The organism is Methylothermus subterraneus (assembly GCF_054656915.1).
In genome coordinates this window covers 218943-238225 of the sequence record NZ_BAAHXK010000002.1, presented here as the reverse complement: position 1 = coordinate 238225, position 19283 = coordinate 218943, and the positions used below count along the sequence as shown (strand labels likewise).

The following is a 19283-nucleotide window of genomic DNA, read 5'->3' as shown; positions in this document are numbered from 1 at the left end:
TTAAGCATACAGGCTGAGCAGGCGGTTGCCGACCTCGACCTTAAGCCGCGGGGTTTCGGTCTCGGCTTCCGCCAAACCGCCCTCTTGGGTGAAGGCTTGGTGATAGGCGGCATAGGACGGCTCGCGGCGCGCGTGCGACCGGTCTTCAAACGCCTGCTGCCCCACCTCCACGTGCGCCAAGGATACCTGCTGGGCGTGGAACAACTCCTTCAGCCGCGGTAAAGCGGCTTCGATGGCTTCCCGCACCGCCGCGTGGGGAGAGGCGAACTGGACGCTGGCCTGGTCGTCGTGCATCTGGATCCGGACCGCCACCGGCCCCAATTGCGGCGGATTCAGATGGAGTTCGGCGGCCTGAACCGCTTTGCCGTGCATCCAGATGAGCCGCTGCCCCAACTCGTCGGCCCATTCCGGGTGGCCCAAAGGCAGAGGCAACGCCAAAACGGGCTTGTGGTCCGCGCTCAAAACCGCAGGCGCCGTTCCAGCCGCGCCGGCCGGCGCCAAAGGCAGCCATTCGGGCCGCTGCCCCGGGGCGAGATCGGGCTCGGCCGGCGTGGGAGGCTGGGAAAAGATTCCTGCGGACGGCTGGATATCCGGCAAGTGCCCACCCGCAGGCTCGGCCTTGAGATCGGCTTGTTGGGGCAGCGTGCTGTCGATGGCTCCCAAGGCTTCGGCGTCTTTAGAACGGGATGCCAAATGCATAGCTTGACGCCCTGGATCCACCGGAATTGCCGGTTCCGGGCGGATGGGTTCGGCGATGCTTGCGGCGCTCCCCGCCTGGAGCGACGGCGCACGCTCTGCGAGGGACGCGCCCTCCACCGCGCCGAGCGCGTCTAAGGCCTCTGCTCGCTGGGCTTGCAGCTTGCGGCCCGCCGGCGCGGCTCCCAAAGCGGCGACTTCTGGCTGGCCTCGCGGCGGACCTCCGTCAATTTCTTGATTGGAGTTTGCAGGGGCGATCCATTGCGATACCGCCAAGAACCACGCGAGCGCCGAATTTTCCTCGGCAGGCAGCGCCGATCGGCTTTGTAAAACTTCCTCTAGGCGCACGCGCAACGCCTTAAAGTCAGCAAGCGGCTTCCCGCCGTTCTTGACCTCCCAGACCGGGTCGATTCCGCTGGCCGATTCCCGAGCTCCCGCGACCGCTTCTTCCGCCCCCAGCCTCCCCAAAGCCGCCTCGACAGAATCAAGCAACGCGTTGAGGTCAACAGGCCGCTTCCCGCCGTTCTTGACCTCCCAGACCGGGTCGATTCCGCCGGCCGATTCCCGAGCTCCCGCGACCGCTTCTTCCGCCTCCAGCCTCCCCAAAGCCGCCTCGACAGAATCAAGCAACGCGTTGAGGTCGGCGCGGACTTCGCTGCTTTCCCTCGCGCTTAAGGTCAGCGTCTGCCCGTCGGGAAGTCGTTGCAAGGGGGTAGCAAAAGGCCCGTTTTTGGGATCCGTTAGGCTTGTGCTCAAGCGCGTCAGGATTTTCTCAAACTCCGACGCCGATGGAGCGCCGGCTTCAGCGCGCGGAGAATCCACGCCGGCCAATAGCGCCGCCAGTATCGAAGCCAGGTGGCTGCCTAAATGCAACTGCATAGATGACCTCCCATCCGATCGCTCGTTAAATTTCTAGCAAACATCGGGCCACTTATGCCTTATCGGGCCTGCGTCTTGCGGCGCGGTCGTCCAGTTCGCGCTGCGCCCGGCGCTCGGCGGCCAGTTGCCGGCGGCGGAGCCAATCCGCCCGCATTTTTTCGATGCCGCGCTGGCGGCAACGCACTCGCTGCCAGGCCAGTTGCAGGGCGGCATGTTCTTGCCGCAGCTTTTGCAGCGCCGCCTCCTGTTCCTCGATCGCACGGCTTAAATTGCTCAAGAACGCGCGCAGCTCAAAAAACTCAAGCGCGCTTACCGCGACCCCGTCCGACAGCCATTGTTGGAGGTATTCACGGCGGAAACGCTGCAAAGTCGCGAGCCGGGTTTGGGCTTCCTCGAGTTTCCTGACGGCGGCGGCCAAGGCGGAAGCGGCTTGCCGCTCGCGCTCGGCAATCCATCTTGTCAGCCGCTCAAAGCGCAGGGCCTCGCTCATGGCTTAAGCCGGCAACAAAGCTTGCAGGGCAGCGACGCTGTCTTCCAGCCCAATCGCCTCGTGCATCCCTTGCTGCAAGAACGCGGTGATCTTCGGCTGCAGCTGGATGGCCTGATCGATGCGCGGATCGGAACCGCGTTGATAAGCCCCCAGAACGATCAGATCGCGATTCTGCCGATACAGGGAGTAATACTGCTTCAACTTGCGCGCCGCCTCGAGCTGCGCCTCGGGGACGAGGTCGGCCATCACCCGGCTGATCGAGGCCTCGATGTCGATCGCCGGATAATGCCCGGATTCGGCCAGTTCCCGCGACAGCACGATGTGGCCGTCCAAGATTCCGCGCGCGGCATCGGCGATCGGGTCGTTGGTGTCGTCGCCTTCGGCGAGAACCGTATAAAACGCGGTGATCGAACCGCTGCCGTGCTCTCCGCATCCGGCGCGCTCCACCAGCCGCGGCAGGTGGGCAAACACCGAAGGGGGGTAACCTTTGGTCGCTGGCGGTTCGTTGATGGCCAAGGCGATCTCGCGCTGCGCCTGAGCGTAGCGGGTCAGAGAATCCATCAAGAGCAGCACGTCCAAGCCCTGATCGCGAAAATATTCGGCGATGGCGGTGGCCTGCAGCGCTCCGTGCAATCGCATGAGCGGCGGCTGGTCGGCGGGCGTGGTCACGACCACCGCGCGGGCTAAACCTTCAGGCCCCAAAATCTTGTGCACGAAATCGTTGACTTCGCGCCCGCGCTCGCCGATCAGGCCCACCACCACCACGTCCGCCGCGGTGAAGCGGGTCATCATGCCAAGCAGCACGCTTTTTCCCACCCCAGTGCCGGCGAACAGACCCAAGCGCTGCCCCCGCCCCACCGTAAGCAAGGCGTTGATCGCCCGCACGCCCACATCGAGCGGCTCGCTCACCGGCTTGCGCCGCAAGGGGTTGAGCGGTCGCCCCTGGAGCGGACGGGTGGTTTCGTAGGCGAGCGGGCCTTTGCCGTCTAGGGGATGGCCTGCCCCGTCCAGCACCCGCCCGAGCAGCCCCATGCCCACTTTGGCCACGCACGGTTCCCCGCTTGGGATCACCCGGCAGCCGGGTTTGAGCCCGTACACTTCGCCCACCGGCATCAGATACAGATGTTCGTCGGCAAAGCCCACCACCTCGGCCTCGATCCGGTCTCTATAGGCGGTCTCCACCAGGCAGCGCCCTCCGACCGGCGCCTGGCAGCCGACCGCCTCCAGGGTAAGCCCCACCATCCGCGCCAGCTTGCCTTCCACCACCAGCGGCATAGGCCGCTCGAGGCGCTGTTTGACCGCCCGCAAGTGCTGGCACCAGCGCGCGCTGCGCGGGTAGGTCGGTTTGGGGCCCTCGGATTCAGCCCGCTCAAGCCTTGGATTCATGCTGCGCCTCCACGTCTTCCCGCCGCTCCCCGCCCAAAGCCGCGGCGATCACTGCCGCCAGGCGCGCCTCTACGCTGGCGTCGATGCGCGATACTTCGGTCTCGACCCGCAGGCCGCCGCGGGTGAGCGTGGGGTCTTCGACGATTTGCCAGGGAACTTTGGCGGGATCGAGCTCCAGCGTCGCCCGCACCAGCTCGGCGTCTTTAGGATGCAGAATTAAGGTGACGCCGCGCTTGGCTACCGGAAGCAGCGCCAAAGCCTCGCGCACGACCGCGACGATCTGCCCGGGATCGGTCTTCAGTTCGCGCCGCACCAGGTGCTTGGCCACGGTCAGCGCCAGGTGGACCAGCTCTTTCTCGACCTCGGCGTCCACCTGCGCGAGCGGCTCGGTCAAGGCAGCCATCAGCTGCTTAAACTGCGCAGCCTCGGCCGCCAAGGCTTGCTCGGCCTGGGCGCGGCCTTCGGCCTCGCCCTTCTCCTTGCCTTCCCGGTAGCCTTGTTGAAAGCCTTTGTCGTAACCTTCCTTGTACCCCTCCTGACTGCCTTTGGCGTAGCCTTCGCGGTAGCCCGCTTCCTGTCCGGCTTTGGCCGCCTCTTCGAAAGCCTGCTTCTGCATCGCTTCCAGAGCGCCTGCGGTCAAAAGCTGGGGCGCAGATTCCTCTTCAGGCGTCTCCAGATCTTGCCGCAATGCCTCCCCTAGGCTTTGCACCTCCGGCCAGCGCCAAGGCGATACCGCTTCGCGCTCCTGAGAGGGAGTCCGAGCGTTTTTCAGTTTAGATGAGCTCATCGTTGCCTCCAACCAGCACGATCTCGCCTGCATCGGCTAAGCGTTTGGCGACTTGCAGGATTTCCTTCTGGGCCGCTTCCACCTCGCTGAGCTTGGCCGGCGGCGCCGCTTCCAGGTCGTCGCGCAGCATCTCCGCCGCCCGCCGCGACATGTTGCCGAAGATCTTTTGCCTGAGCGCTTCGTCGGTGCCGCGCAGGGCAAGCAGCAAGGTATCGGTGGAAATCTCGCGCAGCAGGGTCTGTACGCTGCGATCGTCGAGCTTGACCAAGTCCTCGAACACGAACATCTTGTCCTGGATCTGCTGCGCCAAATCCGGGGCTTTTTCGGCCAGCTTCTCGAGGATTTGGGTCTCGATGCTGCGATCCGCCATATTAAGGATTTCGGCGGCCCTCTCTACTCCTCCCAGGCGCGAGGACTTGAGATTGGTCTTGCCCATCAATTGCTCCTCCATGATCGCGTCTAGCTCTTTGAGCGCGTCCGGCTGCACCGTCTCCAGTCCGGCAATCCGCATCACGATGTCGTAGCGCATCATTTCCGGAAGATGCTCTAGAACCGCCGCCGCTTGGTTCGGCTCCAACAGCGACATTAAAATCGCGACGATTTGGGGGTGTTCGATCCGCAGCAACTCAGCGATCGCGCGCGGCTCCATCCACTTGAGCTGTTCTATGCCTCGGCTGTTGCGGTTGAGCAGAATCCGGTCGATCAGCTCCTTGGCCTCTTCCTCGCCCAGCGCCTCGATCAGGACCTCGCGCACGTATTCTTCGGTACGCACGCCGAAGCGGGTTTGACCGCGGATGTGTTCTAGAAACATCGTCACCACCTCTTCCACCGTCTCGGCGCGGATGTTTTCCAGCCTAGCCATCGCCATCCCCACCAGCTGCACGTCCCTGGGGCTTAGGCGCCTTAAGACTTGCGCGGCGCGCTTTTGCCCCACCGCCAGCAGCAAAAGACCGGCGCGGTCGACGCCGGAGAGTTTTTCATCTTCTGCCATCTTCGAGAATCCAGTTCTTGACCACTTGCGCCACCCGGTCCGGGTCCTGATCGATCAAGCGATGCACGAACTCCAAGCGCTTTTCGTAGCTTTGCGGCCCCGTCAAGCGCAAGAGTTCTTCGCTTTCTTGCTCCGGCGTCAACTCTTGCTCAAGTTTAGCGACGGTTGCCCCCTCCTCTTCCGGCAAGACTTGCGCTTCGCTCGCCGGCGCCGGAGGCGGAGGCGGCAACAGCGCTCGGAGCAACGGCCGCAGCACGGCAAAGCTCAACACCAATACCGCAACCAGCGCCACCAGCTGTTTCCCTAAGGTCCAGACCCAAGGCTGCTGCCAGAGCGGCAGCGGCGCCGGGGCGCTCTCCTCGTTCCCGCGAAACGCCACGTTGGTGACCACCACCTGGTCGCCGCGGCTGGCGTCGTAACCGACCGCCTGTTTCACCAGCGCGGTTAAATTGTTCAGCTCTTCCTGGGTGTAAGGGCGGGTGAGGACAGTGCCATCGGCTTGCGGCTGCTTGATGTCGTCCACCGCCACCGCCACCGTCAGCCGCCGGACGGCGCCGACGGCTTGGCGGACGTGGCTGACGACTCGATCCAGCTCGTAGTTGCGGACCAGCTTTTGCTGCGATTCGAGCGGCTTGCTCGCGGCGTTTTCCTGCCCTTTGGGGGCCACTTCCGGCGCGGTTCCGGCCGCCGGCGGCTGGTTGGTAAGCGCGCCGGGCACGCCGGCAGCCGCCTCCTGGCGAGCCTCTTTGTGCTCCTGCTGCTCGCTGCGCAGCGCGGGAAGGTCCGGGTTGTACAGTTCTTCGGTGCGCTCCACCGCGGTGAAATCGATGTCCGCCGTCACCTGGGTGCGCAGGGCGTCGCGCCCCACCAGCGGCGCCAGCAAGGTCTCAATGCGCTCGACCAGATGTTCTTCCACCTTCTTTTTGTACTCAAACTGCTTGTCGGTCAACGCCAGCTCGTCTTTGTCCTGGTCTACGGCGTTGAGCAGATGGCCGTACTGGTCCACGACCGTGACCTTATCGGGAGTAAGCCGCGGCACGCTGGAAGCGACCAGATGCACGATGGCCTGGACTTGCTCGCGTCGGATTTCGTGGCCGGGCGCAAGTTGCAACACCACCGAAGCGCTGGGAGGTTTGCGCTGGCGCACGAACACCGATTCTTTAGGCAGAGCCAGGTGCACCCGCGCCGCCTTGACCCCTTCCAGAGTCATGATGGAACGGGCGAGCTCGCCTTCCAAGGCGTGCTGGTAACGCGCTTGCTCCAAGGCTCGGCTCACGCCCAAGCCCGGCTCCTTTGCCAAAATCTCGTAGCCTGCCTCATTGCGCTTGGGCAGACCTTGGGCGGCCAGGCGCAGCCTGAGCTCGTGGACCTTGTCGGCCGGAGCCAAGAGGGTGCCGGTTTTGCGGTCGATCTTGTAATCCGCCTGCAGCTTGTCCAACGCTTCCACGATCTCTCCGGCCTGGTCCTCGCTCAGATCCACAAACAGCGGCTTGTACTCGGGGGCCCCTGCCCACAACACCACCGCCACCCCCAAAGCCAGGGTCAAGGCAAGCAAGGCGAGCACCCCAAGCCGGCGTCCCCAGGACCATTCCTGCCAGATCTTAAGGAGCCTGCCCGCTTGCCCGGACGCCTCCGCAGGCGCCAGCTCTTGCCCAGCGGCAGCCACTAGGCTCTTGGTCGCGGTAGGCGCCGGAACGGCGGTAGAGTCGGTTTCAACCGCGGCCATGGTCCTCCCTTGTCACGCAATCGACCAAAGCTACCCTCACAGCGGCATGTTCATGATGTCTTTGTAAGCTTCCACCAGCTTATTGCGCACCTCGACCATGGCCTGGAAGGAAACTCGGGCCTTCTGCAGGGATACCATGACCTCGGCCAAAGGAACGTCCTCTCCCTGCTCGAACACCTTGGTCAGGTCGCTCGCCTGCTGTTGGGTAGCGTTGACAGAATCGATGGATTGCTTGAGCAAGGCGGCGAAATCCGCAGCCGGTGGCTCTCTTTCCGCTGCGCTTTGCTGCGCTTGCGCCTTGAGCACGCGCAGCTTCGCCAACACTTCGTTGATTTCCACGCCGTTCATCGCTTTACCCTCTTAAAATCGCGTGATCCCAAGACCGGTCGGCACGCGCCCACCGGTCCACCCAGACGATTTCTTGCAGCCTTCATGCCAGTTAGCACGGCACGGGGATTCCGGCCGCGCGCATCTTAGCGAGCTTGTAACGCAAGGTCCTCGGGCTGATCCCCAAGCGCTTGGCGGTGGCAGTGCGGCTGCCGCGCTCTTCCTTAAGCGTGGTGAGGATGATCTGCTCCTCCACCGAACGCAGCCCTTGCTCGAGCCTGGCGGTACCAACGCTCGGATGGGGCGCGACCTCTAAGCTGGACCTCTCAACTCCCTCTGGCGCTTGATCGAAGATCAGCGCCTCCGGTTCGATCCATTCACCTGGGCACAAGATCAGGGCGCGCCGGAGGACGTTCTCCAGCTCGCGCACGTTGCCCGGCCAAGAGTAGGACTTGAGCTTGCGCCATGCGTCGGCGGAAAGTCGCACCGTGCGGCCGCCGGCGTGCCGGGCGAGCAGAGTGCGCACCAACGGCTCAAGATCTTGGAGGCACTCGCGCAACGGCGGCAAGTAAAGCGGAAACACGTTGAGGCGGTAATACAGATCCTCACGGAACCTGCCGGCGGCGACCTCAGCGCGCAGGTCGCGGTTGGAAGTGGCGATCACGCGCACATCGAGTTTTACGGCGCGCCGCCCGCCGATCCGCTCGACCTCCCGCTCCTGCAGCACCCTAAGCAGCTTGGCCTGTAATAGGGGGTGCATCTCCGAGACCTCATCGAGCAGCAAGGTTCCCCCTTGGGCCAGCTCGAACTTTCCCGGATTGGCCTTTACCGCTCCGGTAAAGGCCCCCTTTTCGTAGCCGAAGAGTTCGGCCTCCAGCAGCGCGTCGGGAATCGCGGCGCAATTGATGGCGACGAAAGCGCCGCGCCCGGAGTGCCGGTGCAGATAGCGGGCAAGCACCTCTTTGCCGGTGCCCGATTCACCCAAAATTAACACGTTGACATCGGTAGGCGCCACTTGCCGGGCCAGCGCATAGACTTTGCGGCTCGCCGGATCGACCACCGCCTCCAGCTCGTCCCCACTTAGGGAAACCAGATGGCGCCTGACCTTTTCCAGCAACACCTCGGCGGTGAACGGCTTGACCAGATAATCGCCCGCGCCGGCCTGGATCGCCGCCACCGCCTGCGCGATGGTCCCGTAAGCGGTCATCAGCACCACCGGCAGGTCGGGAAAGCGGCGCTTGATCTGCTCAAGCAGCGTCGGACCGTCCATGGGCGCCATTTTTACGTCGCTGAGCACCAAATCCACCCGCTGCCGTTCCAATTGGGCCAAGGCTTGGTGGCCGTCGGCGGCGCAGCTCACCCGATAGCCGGCCAATTCCAAGGTGTCGCCCAGCGCTTCCCGAAACGCCCTATCGTCTTCCACGACCAGGATCCTAGGCTCCCTCATCGGCTTGCCTCCTTAAGCTGCCTTGCAGTCGCCGGCAACGGCACCCTCCCCACCGCCGACGGCAGATAGACGTGCACCGCCGTTCCCTGACCTGGGACGGATTCGCAGCGCACCGTCCCACCGTGGGCTTTGACGATGCTGGCCACCAGCGGCAGCCCCAAGCCCGTGCCCTGGGGGCGAGTCGTAAAGAACGGCTCGAAAATCCGCGCGCGCACCGCCTCCTCCATTCCCGGGCCGTCATCGATCACGCTCAGGCAAAGCCAGGCCCCCTCCTGCGCCGCCCTAAGCTCGATCTGGCCCCGGCCGGCGAGCGCTTCCAAGGCGTTGCCGAGCAGATTCAAAAATCCCCCCTCCAGCGCCGCCCAATTCCCCTCGAACGCCGCCCCCCCGGTCAAATCGACCACGCGCAAGCGCACCGCCGTGCCGGCGAGCCGCGGTTCGACCGCCTCCGCAAGCCGCCTTAAAAAATCCGCCACCGGAATGGGTTCCAGCGCGAACCGCCCCTTGCGGGACAGCCCCAGCATCGCATCGACCTGGCTTTCCAAATGCTGCAGGCGCTCCACCAATTTGGCGGTGAAACGCCGGCGGCGCTCCTCGTCCAGAGCTAAGTTTTCCAGCTGCGTGGCATAGAGCAAAGCCGAAGCCAGCGGGGTGCGTACCTGATGCGCTAGCCCCGCCACCATCTCTCCCATCGCCGCCAAGCGCCGCTGGTGTTCGAGCAACTCCTGCAGGGCGCGCCTCTCCGTCACGTCGGTAAGGAGTAAAATCTGCCCCGTTTCCCCGCTCAAAGGGCGCGTCAAGATGCTGACGGTGCGGCCGTCTTTGAGGCGGCGCTCGTGGGGATCGACGCCCTCGGGGACAAAACAGCGGCGGCTGACCTCGTCCCACGGCTCGCCCAGCAGCGGCTCCCCAAGCAATTCGGCCGCTTTCGGATTGCGCTCGGCGATCCGACCCGCGCCGTCGAGCACGATCACCCCGCCCGGCAACACCTCCAAAAGGCGCGCCAGCTTAGTCGCCAGCTTTTCCTTCTCGACTAGGGCTTTGAGGCGCTCGCTGCGCGCCGCGGCCAGCTCCTCGGTGAGGCGGGCGACCTGGCTTTCCAGCTCGCGGTAGGAAACGGTCAGGGCTTCCGAGAGCTGGTTGAAGACTTCAAACGCGCGTTTGAGGGTTTCTATCCGGCCTGGATCTAGGCCGTTTAGAGATTCGAGTGCGGTCATCGCCCCTGCGTCCGTTGGTGGAGTCCAAACGGATAAAAGCAAAGGCAATGCCAAAATTAATCTGTTTTAAAGTCAAAATGTTATGCAAAACCCGTCAAGGACTTGACGCATCCTCGGCGCGCAGACCGTATTTTTTTAGTTTCTCCACCAGCGTGGTGCGGCGCATGCCCAGGCGCTGGGCGGCGTGGGCGACCACGCCTTGGGATTCCTTCAGAGCTTGGCGGATCAATTCCCTTTCGAGATGGCTTAAGTGTTCTTTCAGGTCGAGGCCGCCTTGCGGCAGCTGAGCCTGCTCTAGCGTTTGGGAAATTCCTTCACCGGCGGCCACCGCCCCGCCGCCCGCTTTACGCAGGATTTTCTCCGGCAATTCGCTCACGTCCACCACCCCGTAAGGATAAAGCACCGCTAAGCGCTCGATCAGGTTGGCCAATTCGCGCACGTTGCCCGGCCAGTCGTAGCGTTTGAGCGCTTCCATGGCGGCGGCGGTCAGGCGCACCGAGCCCCGCTTTTCGTTCTCGATCCGAGCGATCAGATCCGCGACTAGAGCCGGGATGTCTTCGCGCCGTTCGCGCAGCGCCGGCACTTCGATGGGGAACACGTTGAGGCGGTAATATAGGTCTTCGCGGAACCTGCCCGCAGCGATTTCTTCTTCCAGATTGCGGTGGGTGGCGGCGATCACCCGCACGTCGCAGTAAATGGTCCGATTGCTGCCGACCCGCTCAAAGCAGCGCTCCTGCAGCACGCGCAGGAGCTTGACCTGCATCGTAAGGGGCATGTCGCCGATCTCGTCCAAGAACAGCGTGCCGCCTTCGGCTAGCTCGAACCGCCCTTGGCGCGAGGTCAAAGCCCCAGTGAAAGCGCCTTTCTCGTGGCCGAACAACTCGCTCTCCAGAAGCTCGCTAGGGATCGCGCCGCAATTGACCGGCACGAACGGTTTGTGCCGGCGCGAGGAACGGTAATGCAGGTTGCGCGCCACCACTTCCTTGCCGGTGCCGGATTCGCCCAGGATCAAGACGGTCACGTCGGTGTCGGCGACCTGTTCGATCAACTTACGGGTGCGCTGGATGGCCGCGCTCTCACCGCTCAAACTGCGGAACAATTCGAGCGCGCGGCGCGGTTTTTTGTCGCCCCGCTCGCGCACCAGGCGCGAGATCAGTTCGGTCAAGACCGAGTAGGTGGTCGGCCAGTCCAAGACCGCCGCGATCTCGCCTTCCACCTTCGACGGCAGCGGCGTCCGGTCTTCGCGTTGCTTAAGCCGCACTAAAGCGAGGTTGGGCAAGATTTGGCGCAAGGTCCGCACGCTCAACGCCAAACCGTGATCGCAGGCCAAAATCGCTACGCGAAAACCGCATTCTACCGCCAGGATGCCCTGAAGCTCTTCGGGCGCAGCGGCAACCACCGGATATTCGCTGTACTCAAGAATCGCTTGAATTTGACGGCGCTCTTCGCCTTCGGGGGCCACCAGCAAAATCGCTTGGGAATCCATTGCCTTTAAAACTTGCTTTACCGCCTAGAGCAAAAAATTAAACTACCCCCCTTGCTATGTCAAAATTTTGTCGCCTGCGGAATCGGCTTGACATCTCCCCCCAAAGCCTTAAGAATCGATGTACGGCAACAACCTGGAGTATCTTTCCTGTTGGACGATCTTCCGTTAGGTGCCCTATTTAGCGCATTGGCGGTTTTGATTTTCTTGTCGGCGTTCTTTTCCGGTTCCGAGACCGCGTTGATGGCAATCAACCGCTATCGGCTCCAGCATCTGGTCAAACAAAAACACAAAAGCGCACTCCGCGTCCAAAAGCTGCTCGAGCGCCCAGACCGGCTGATCGGCCTGATCTTGTTAGGCAACAACTTCGTCAATATCTTAGCTTCCTCGCTGGCCACGGTGATCGCCTTGCGCCTGTACGGCGAAGCGGGGATCGCCGCCGCCGCCGGGATTTTGACCTTGCTGGTCCTGATTTTCGGCGAGGTGGCCCCCAAGACCTTGGCCGCGCTTTATCCAGAAAGGGTTGCGTTTTCTGCCGCTTGGATTTTGCCGCTTTTGCTCAAGCTGTTTTATCCTCTAGTCTGGCTCGTCAACTTGCTCGCTAACTGCTTTTTGTTTGCCCTCGGCATCCGCCTCAAGCAGGCGCCCGGCACCGTGCTTTCTACCGAGGAACTGCGCACCGTGGTCGCCGAAGCCGGGGCCCTTCTGCCGGAACGCTTCCGCAACATGCTGTTGACTATCCTGGACCTGGAAAGCGCGACCGTCGAAGACGTGATGATTCCGCGCCAGGACATCCAAGGCATCGATCTGGACGACCCGCTCGAGACCGTCCTCGAGCAGATCAAAACCTGCCCCCACACCCACCTGCCGGTGTTCAAGCAGAACCTGGACCACGTCGTCGGCGTGTTGTGCGTGCGCAAGCTCCTCTTGGCGAGCCCAAGCGCTTCCCTCACCAAAGAAACTTTGTGCCAGGCGCTCGAGGAGGCCTATTTCGTCCCCGAGAGCATGCCTTTGCACCAAGCGTTGGCCGATTTTAAGCAAAACCACAAGCGCTTTGCCCTGGTGGTGGACGAGTACGGCGACGTGCAAGGCTTGGTCACGCTCGAGGACATCTTGCAAGAACTGATAGGCGAATTGACCGGACACTCAAACTTGGTCCAAAAGCAGGCGGACGGAAGCTATTTGGTCGATGCCAGCATCTCGCTGCGCGAACTCAACCGCCTCACCGGCTGGAACCTGCCTACCTCTGGCCCCAAGACCTTGAACGGCCTGATCATGGAACACCTAGAAACCATTCCCAACCCGGGCACGAGTTTAAAGCTCAACGGCTTTCAAGTGGAAATCCTCGAGATGGAGGGCAACGCGGTCAAAAAAGCCAAGTTTTACCTGCCAGAATCCATGCAACCTGCGGCCTAGCTCTCAGCGTGCGCCAGGATTCGTGGTCTATACTTGCAGCAAAAACTCCAAGACAAAACGCCCATGGCAACCCCAGGCCACACCAACGAGCGCCAGCCAAGCGCCGGCACGACCGAGGCCAGCGTGCAGATCCTGCGCGGCAAACACATCGGCCGCGTGATCCCGCTCAAACGCGCCTTGACCCGCCTCGGCAACCACGGCAGCGTCGCGATCATCGCCCGGCGCGAAGACGGCTATTTTTTAGCCAGCCTGACAGGCGGTGAGACCGTCAAAGTCAACGGCATCCCGGTCGGCGATCAGACCGTGCGCCTAAAGCGCGGCGATACGCTCGAAATCGACCAAAATCTACTCTTGTTCTACGCCTAGCCCGTTCCGGCCTGCAGGCGGCGCTTTGCCTCGGCCACCGCGCGGATGCGCGCCTGGCGTAGCGCGCGGCCTACCGCCGACCCCTCAAGCCCCTGGGCGAGCAGCGGCGCCGCCGTGACCGAGAGGGCGGCGCGCCTTAGCGCTCGCCACCACTGCGCCTGGGGATACGGCCGCTCTTCCCAGCCTTTGCGCCCTAGGGCATCGGCCATGCTCGCGAGCAAAAACCGCTCAAATCCCTGCTCATCGCGCAGGGCGTCCAAGGCGCACAGCACCTCCACGATGGTCGCCGGGCGTAGCTCCTCTACCTTGTGGCAGGCGTCGTGGTAGCGCATTACTTTTTCCGCCAAGCGATGATACGCCCTTGGAATCTTGAACCGCTGGCACAGCTCGGCCAGCGGCTTGAGCCCCAAGGTTTCGTGGCCGCGATGATGGGGCCAGAGCTCAGGCGGGGTCAGCCCTTTGCCTAGGTCGTGGGTCAAGGCGGCGAACCGAACCTGGGTATCCGGCGTCAGGCGCGCGGCTTGGGTCAGCGTCATCAAAGTGTGGATGCCGGTGTCGATCTCAGGATGCCACCTGACAGGCTGGGGGACGCCGAACAAGCGTTCGATTTCCGGAAACAGGCGGGCGTTGGCCCCGCATTCCTTGAGCACCTCGAAGAACTTCGCCGGGTCCGGTGCGGCAAGCGCCCTCTCCAACTCTTGCCAGACCCGCTCTGGGGTAAGGGCGTCGATCTCGCCCATGGCCACCATCTGCCGCATCAGCGCCAGCGTTTCCGGGGCCACCTTGAACCCCAAAGGGGCAAGCTTGGCGGCAAAGCGCGCCACCCGCAAAACCCGCAACGGGTCCTCGACGAACGCTTCGGACACGTGGCGCAGAACCCGGTTTTGGAGGTCCTTCAAGCCGCCGAAAGGATCGATCAACCTGCCTTCGGCGTCCATGGCCATGGCGTTAATGGTCAGATCGCGCCGCCTGAGGTCTTCTTCCAAGGTCACCGAAGGGTCGGCGTGGACCACAAAACCCCGATGGCCCGGCGCCACCTTGCGCTCGGTACGGGCAAGAGCGTATTCTTCGTGGGTCTTGGGATGCAAAAATACCGGAAAATCCTTGCCGACGCGCTTAAATCCCATGCCTTCCATAGACTCTGGGGTCTCCCCCACCACGACCCAATCGCGTTCTTTGACGGGAAGCCCGAGCAATCGGTCCCGCACCGCCCCACCGACCAGATAAGCTTGCATCGCGTGTTTGAATTTACCGTCTGGGCAAACTGCAGTATTGTACCTGCCCAGGCCCTTTATGCGGCCCTCTTAGCTTGATCGAAGCCTCCCTTGAAACGCCGATGACGGTTTGGCGATCGATTCTACCGTGGGCCCTGGCCTTTGCCGCCGAGTTCCTTGCGGCTGCAGAACGACAACCGGAAATCCGCATCGAGGGGGTCACCGGGGAGCTGCGCCGCAACGTCCAAGTCCAGTTGTCGCTGGCCGATGAGACCTGCTCTGCGCCGCGCTGGCGCGTTCAAAACGCTTTCGCCGCCGCTGAAAGCCAAATCCGCAAGGCGCTTAGGGCCTTAGGTTACTACCGGCCGGTTATCCGCAGCCAATTCGCGTTCACCCTAGCATGCTGGCAGGCCTATTTTTTGATCGAGCCCGGACCTCGGGTCCGGCTCGCCGAGGTGGACGTTGAGGTTTTTGGCGAGGCCAAAGACGATCCCAAATTCCAAGAGTGGCTTGCTAAACTGTCGCTCAAACCGGGCGACTTTCTCCATCACGGCCATTATGAAGACTTAAAGCGGCGCTTGCTGGACCTGGCCGCACAGGAAGGCTACTTCGACGCCCGCCTGGTCAAACACGAACTCAACGTCGACCCGGCCCGGAATCTGGCCTGGATCCGGCTGCACTTAGACTCCGGCCGACGCTATTCAAATGGCCAGATCGACATCCAGCAGGAAATCCTAGACCCCAGCTTCGTCCGCCGTTATCTCCCCTTCCGCCCGGGCGACCCCTACTCTGCCCCCCTCTTGACCCAAGCCTATCAGGCTCTCACTGACAGCGGTTACTTCGAAGACGTGGAGGTGCGCGCGCTGCCGGAGCAAGCACAAAACCTGCAAGTTCCAATCCGGATCCGCTTGCTGGCCCGAAAACGCCATTTCTTCAAAGCCGGCGTCGGCTTTGACACCAACACCGGCCCCCGCGGCACGCTGGGATACGAAAACCGGCGCCTCAACCGCCTAGGCCATCGGCTGGAATTCTTAGGGCGTCTTTCCCTAGTGCGTTCCGAGCTCGGCGCTGCGTACCGAATCCCCTGGACCGATCCGGCCAAAGAGACTTTGAGCCTACAGACCGGTTACCTGCACGAGCGGACCGACACTTTGCGCAGCGACAGCGCCGGTTTGGGTGTCCGTTTTTTCCATCCGCGCCAGGCACTCAAAGAGACCTTAGGGATGGATCTGAAATACGAAAGCTCGCGCATCCACGGTGGGGGTGCCCAGGCCGCCTTGTTCTTGGTCCCGACCGGGCAATGGAGCTACGTCCACGCCGACGACGTCTTAAGGCCCAAACGCGGCTTCAAGACCGACCTCACCCTACGCGCAGGCAGCGCGCTCGTTGGCGGTCCGGCGCGCTTTCTCCAGGCGCAAGGCTACGCCAAAGGCGTCTATCAGTTTCCCTGGCAGGGACGCGTTTTGACGCGCCTTGAGCTCGGGGCGACCTGGACCGATCGTTTTGCCAAGCTGCCGGCAACGTATCGGTTTTTCACCGGCGGCGACACCAGCGTCCGCGGCTACGGCTACAAACGCCTAGGTCCCAAAAACCAGGCCGGCGAAGTGATCGGCGGGCGTTACCTCGGGGTGGTCAGCTTAGAATACGAGCAGCCGTTTTGGAAGAACTTTGGCGCGGCGGTGTTCGCCGATGCCGGCAACGCGTTTTTGCGCCTGACCGAACCGATCCAGATCGGCGCCGGCCTCGGGCTGCGCTGGTATTCGCCCTTAGGGCCGCTCCGCTTGGACCTCGCCGTCCCGCTGAGCAAACCGGGGTTCGGGTTGCGGGTGCACGTTTCCATGGGAGCGGAGCTGTGAAGCGTTGGGTTGGCCTCGCCCTGATCTTGCTGCTGGCGACCGTCTCGGTGCCGGCAGCGCTTCTGGGACTGGCGGCGACCGCAACCGGCACCCGCTGGCTGGCCGCCGCCGCGGTGCGCTTTGTCCCAGGCGAGTTGCGCCTCGGCAAGCTCTCCGGCACCTTGCTGGACCGCCTTGACTTGGAACAGCTGACCTACCGCCTGCCCACCCAAACGCTCGAATTCTCCCGGCTGACCTTGGCCTGGCAGCCCAAGGCGCTGCTCTTTGGGGAGCTTAAAATAACCGAGCTCATCGCCTCCGGGGTACGCTACCGGCCGCTTGAGCCTTCCCCGCCTGCTTCCACTCTGCCTGCCTTGTATTTTCCGCTTAAGGTGACGGTGGAACGCGCCGAAGTGCGCGATGCCCAACTCGTCCAAAACGCAACCTACCTGAACCTGGATGAGGGGCAGCTGAGCGCTTCCCTCACCGGGGCGCGCTTGCGTATTCAGCGCCTGCAACTTCGCGTCCAAGCCTGGTCCGCGTCCGCCGCCGGCGAGGTCGCGCTGCGCGGCGACTACCCCTTGCGGCTCAGCGTCGACTGGAAGGGAACCTTAAGCGGCCGGTCCCTTGCCGGCCAGGCCAAGCTCGGCGGAACTTTACGCGCGCTCACGCTCGATCACCGTTTGAACGCGCCGGTTCAAGTCCGCACCCAAGGCACGGTAAACGCGCTGGACCCCGATCTGCCGTTTGCGGTCTATGGCGCCTGGGAAAACGCGCGCTGGCCGCCCTATTCCAGTCCTGCCGGCGCCTATCGCGCGCACGGCAACTTAAAGGCGTATCGGGTGGAAATCGACGCCTCTTTTCAGGGCAAGGCCTTCCCACCGCTTCAGATCCAATTGCGCGGCCATGGCACCCCCCAATCCCTAGCGTTCGCGCCGCTTAAGGTGCATCCCCCCAAGGGGCACGTGGAGATCACCGGCCAGATCGCTTGGGCACCTGCGCTTGCCTGGCAACTTGCCCTCGAGGGCCGCGAGCTCGACCTTAAGGCTTTTATCCCTAAGCTACCCAGCCGCCTGGAAATCCGGGCTTTAAGCCATGGCCGGTGGAATGGCCAAAAGCGCCAAGCCACGCTCCAAATCGAGCGCGTGCGCGGCAAGGTGCGCGGGCAAACGGTAGAAGCCTCGGGCACCTTGCGGTTTCAGGACGGGAATTGGCAAAGCGATGGCTTAAAGCTCCAAAGCGGCCGCAACCGGCTTGAGCTGCGCGGCAGCTACGGCAAGCGCCTCGACCTGGAGTTTGCTTTTGCCGGACGAGACTTGAGCGAACTTTGGCCGGGGCTTGCCGGCGCTCTGAACGCCAAGGGGAGGCTCACAGGGGCTTTGCCCTCGCCGTCCATACGCGCCGAAGCGCAAGGCCAAAAAATCGCCTGGCAGGGTCACCGGATCGGGGAGCTTGCGCTGCGCCTGGCCTTGGTCCCCAGCGATCCGGCTTCCTCCGGCGTGCTCTGGCTGCACCGGCTGGAGCTGGCAGGACAGCGGATCGAGAGTGTAAAGCTCGCCGTCCGCGGGGAATTTGCGCGCCACTACCTGGAGCTGGAACTCACCGCGCCGCAGGGAAAGCTGGACGCCGCCTTGAGCGGCAGCTACCAAGCCGGGCTCTGGCAGGGGCAAGGCGAGCGCCTGCGCCTGGAAGACCCAAGTGGCAGGCGGCTGGTCTTTCCCGGCGACGGCCAGTTCAGCGCCAAGGCGCGCTTGGATTTCACCAAACCGGTCAAGCTCGTCGGTCGCGTCGGGCTAGAAATCTTAAGTCTTACCGCGCTTGCGCCTTGGCTTACCCCTTTGGACCGTCCCGAAGGCCGCGCTCAGCTCGAGCTGAGCGCGGCCGGCCCAATCGCCGACCTTCACCCCACGCTCAGGCTCACCCTCAGGGAGGGGGCCTTCGGCCTCCGCCCGGCCGGCGTCCGGCTTACCGCGGTCGAGGCGACCGTCGAAGGCACCCAAGAGCGCCTTGCGCTGCGCGCCTACCTGCGCGCCGGGGAAGGCCGACTAAAAATCTCGGGCTGGGCCCAACCTCCGGCCAGGCTGCACTTGAAATTCACCGGCGAAAACTTGGAAGTCGTCCGCACCTCGAGGGTCACAGCGCGCGCCTCGCCGGAGTTGATCTTGGACCTAAACGGCCGCGCCGGCCGGCTTACCGGCACCCTTTTGATCCCCGAGGCGAGCCTCCGCCTCAAACAGCTTCCTGCAGGCAGCGTGGCGGTCTCCGAGGACGAGCGCATCCTCGGCCAAGCACCGCCTTCACCCCCGTTCGAGATCGCCAGCAAGGTGCAGCTCGTCCTGGGCGATGCGGTGCATTTCCAAGGCTTTGGGCTAAACGCGCGCCTTGCCGGGCAGCTTGAGGTGAGCGGCAAGCTCGCCGGCCCCTTCCACGCCCACGGCAGCGTCGACCTGAAGGAGGCTAAGTTTGAGGCCTACGGCCAGAAACTCACGCTCGCCAAAGGCCGCCTGATCTTTACCGGTCCCTTGGATCGACCCTATCTGGAGCTTAAAGCCAGCCGAACCGTTGAAGCGGCGGGCGTTACCGCCTTTTTAGAAGTCCGCGGGCCGGCGACCAAACCGCAAACTCGGATCGGCAGCCAGCCCCCTTTGCCACAGACCGAAGCGCTCTCCTACCTGTTCCTCGGCCGCTCTTTCCAGAGCAGCAGCACCACCGAGCAAACCCAAGTCGCCAAAGCCGCGCTGGCCATGGGGGCAGAGCTGGCCTTGCCTTGGCTCAAAAAGCTGGGGCTTGAGGCCTTTGCCGCCCAGACCGGCACCCAGCTGCAGGAAGACGCCTTGGGGCTGGGGAAATACCTAACGCCCGATCTCTACATCGGCTATGCTTTGAGTTTGTTCAACGGGGTCGGCAAAGCGATCCTGCGCTACCGGATCAACCGCTTCTTGAGCCTGGAGGCGGGCGCGGGAGGTAGCCAAAACGTCGATCTGTTCTACACTCTCGAAACCGATTGATTAGTCCATGGAGGA

The 19283-nt window shown here is 63.2% G+C and carries 15 protein-coding genes; 4 read left to right on the top strand and 11 right to left on the bottom strand.

All coding sequences use genetic code 11. The features are described 5' to 3' along the window. The 10 genes from ACYQ3M_RS02985 to ACYQ3M_RS02940 all read right to left on the bottom strand — a co-directional run bounded on the left by ACYQ3M_RS02985 (position 1) and on the right by ACYQ3M_RS02940 (position 11432). A complete protein-coding gene (locus ACYQ3M_RS02985; protein WP_460034566.1) occupies positions 1-1575 on the bottom strand; it encodes a flagellar hook-length control protein FliK in 1575 nt (524 codons plus the stop codon). A 52-nt stretch (positions 1576-1627) separates the two neighbouring features. Continuing rightward, the gene (gene fliJ, locus ACYQ3M_RS02980) at positions 1628-2065 is read right to left on the bottom strand and encodes a flagellar export protein FliJ (RefSeq protein WP_460034565.1); all 438 of its coding nucleotides are present in this window, start codon (positions 2063-2065) and stop codon (positions 1628-1630) included. Positions 2066-2068: 3 nt separating this feature from the next. Further along, complete coding sequence (fliI, locus tag ACYQ3M_RS02975) at positions 2069-3451, bottom strand: flagellar protein export ATPase FliI (protein WP_460034564.1); 1383 nt, start codon at positions 3449-3451, stop codon at positions 2069-2071. Beyond that, entirely contained in the window at positions 3435-4238 is an 804-nt protein-coding gene (gene fliH, locus ACYQ3M_RS02970) for a flagellar assembly protein FliH (protein WP_460034563.1), read from the bottom strand. The genes fliI and fliH overlap by 17 nt, the downstream gene beginning before the upstream one ends. Next, entirely contained in the window at positions 4225-5229 is a 1005-nt protein-coding gene (gene fliG, locus ACYQ3M_RS02965) for a flagellar motor switch protein FliG (protein ID WP_460034562.1), read from the bottom strand. Before fliG ends, fliH begins: the two co-directional genes overlap by 14 nt. After that, complete coding sequence (fliF, locus tag ACYQ3M_RS02960) at positions 5216-6955, bottom strand: flagellar basal-body MS-ring/collar protein FliF (protein WP_460034561.1); 1740 nt, start codon at positions 6953-6955, stop codon at positions 5216-5218. The genes fliG and fliF overlap by 14 nt, the downstream gene beginning before the upstream one ends. A gap of 36 nt (positions 6956-6991) precedes the next feature. Further along, the gene (gene fliE, locus ACYQ3M_RS02955) at positions 6992-7303 is read right to left on the bottom strand and encodes a flagellar hook-basal body complex protein FliE (RefSeq protein WP_460034560.1); all 312 of its coding nucleotides are present in this window, start codon (positions 7301-7303) and stop codon (positions 6992-6994) included. Positions 7304-7394: 91 nt separating this feature from the next. Next, positions 7395-8729, bottom strand: a complete 1335-nt coding sequence (locus ACYQ3M_RS02950; RefSeq protein WP_460034559.1) for a sigma-54-dependent transcriptional regulator — start codon at positions 8727-8729, stop codon at positions 7395-7397. After that, positions 8726-9946: a sensor histidine kinase gene (locus ACYQ3M_RS02945; protein ID WP_460034558.1), complete on the bottom strand. Its 1221-nt coding sequence runs from the start codon at positions 9944-9946 to the stop codon at positions 8726-8728. Before ACYQ3M_RS02945 ends, ACYQ3M_RS02950 begins: the two co-directional genes overlap by 4 nt. A 94-nt stretch (positions 9947-10040) precedes the next feature. Further along, on the bottom strand, positions 10041-11432 hold the full coding sequence (locus ACYQ3M_RS02940; RefSeq protein WP_460034557.1) for a sigma-54 interaction domain-containing protein: 1392 nt from the start codon (positions 11430-11432) through the stop codon (positions 10041-10043). A gap of 150 nt (positions 11433-11582) precedes the next feature. On the opposite strand from ACYQ3M_RS02940, the gene ACYQ3M_RS02935 reads away from it, so the two are divergent. Both ACYQ3M_RS02935 and ACYQ3M_RS02930 read left to right on the top strand, forming a co-directional pair. After that, a complete protein-coding gene (locus ACYQ3M_RS02935; RefSeq protein ID WP_460034556.1) occupies positions 11583-12845 on the top strand; it encodes an HlyC/CorC family transporter in 1263 nt (420 codons plus the stop codon). A gap of 63 nt (positions 12846-12908) precedes the next feature. Continuing rightward, a complete protein-coding gene (locus tag ACYQ3M_RS02930) occupies positions 12909-13211 on the top strand; it encodes an FHA domain-containing protein (RefSeq protein WP_460034555.1) in 303 nt (100 codons plus the stop codon). Here the strand turns inward: ACYQ3M_RS02930 and ACYQ3M_RS02925 are convergent. Continuing rightward, positions 13208-14446 carry a multifunctional CCA addition/repair protein gene (locus ACYQ3M_RS02925; protein WP_460034554.1) on the bottom strand — a complete coding sequence of 413 codons (1239 nt, stop codon included), beginning with the start codon at positions 14444-14446 and terminating at the stop codon, positions 13208-13210. The two genes, ACYQ3M_RS02930 and ACYQ3M_RS02925, sit on opposite strands and share 4 nt — an antisense overlap. 101 nt (positions 14447-14547) lie before the next feature. On the opposite strand from ACYQ3M_RS02925, the gene ACYQ3M_RS02920 reads away from it, so the two are divergent. Together ACYQ3M_RS02920 and ACYQ3M_RS02915 are read left to right on the top strand one after the other, a co-directional pair. Beyond that, positions 14548-16281, top strand: coding sequence for an autotransporter assembly complex protein TamA (locus tag ACYQ3M_RS02920; RefSeq protein ID WP_460034553.1), 1734 nt, complete (start codon positions 14548-14550; stop codon positions 16279-16281). Continuing rightward, a complete protein-coding gene (locus ACYQ3M_RS02915) occupies positions 16278-19268 on the top strand; it encodes a translocation/assembly module TamB domain-containing protein (RefSeq protein WP_460034552.1) in 2991 nt (996 codons plus the stop codon). Before ACYQ3M_RS02920 ends, ACYQ3M_RS02915 begins: the two co-directional genes overlap by 4 nt. The last annotated feature ends 15 nt before the right edge of the window (positions 19269-19283 follow it).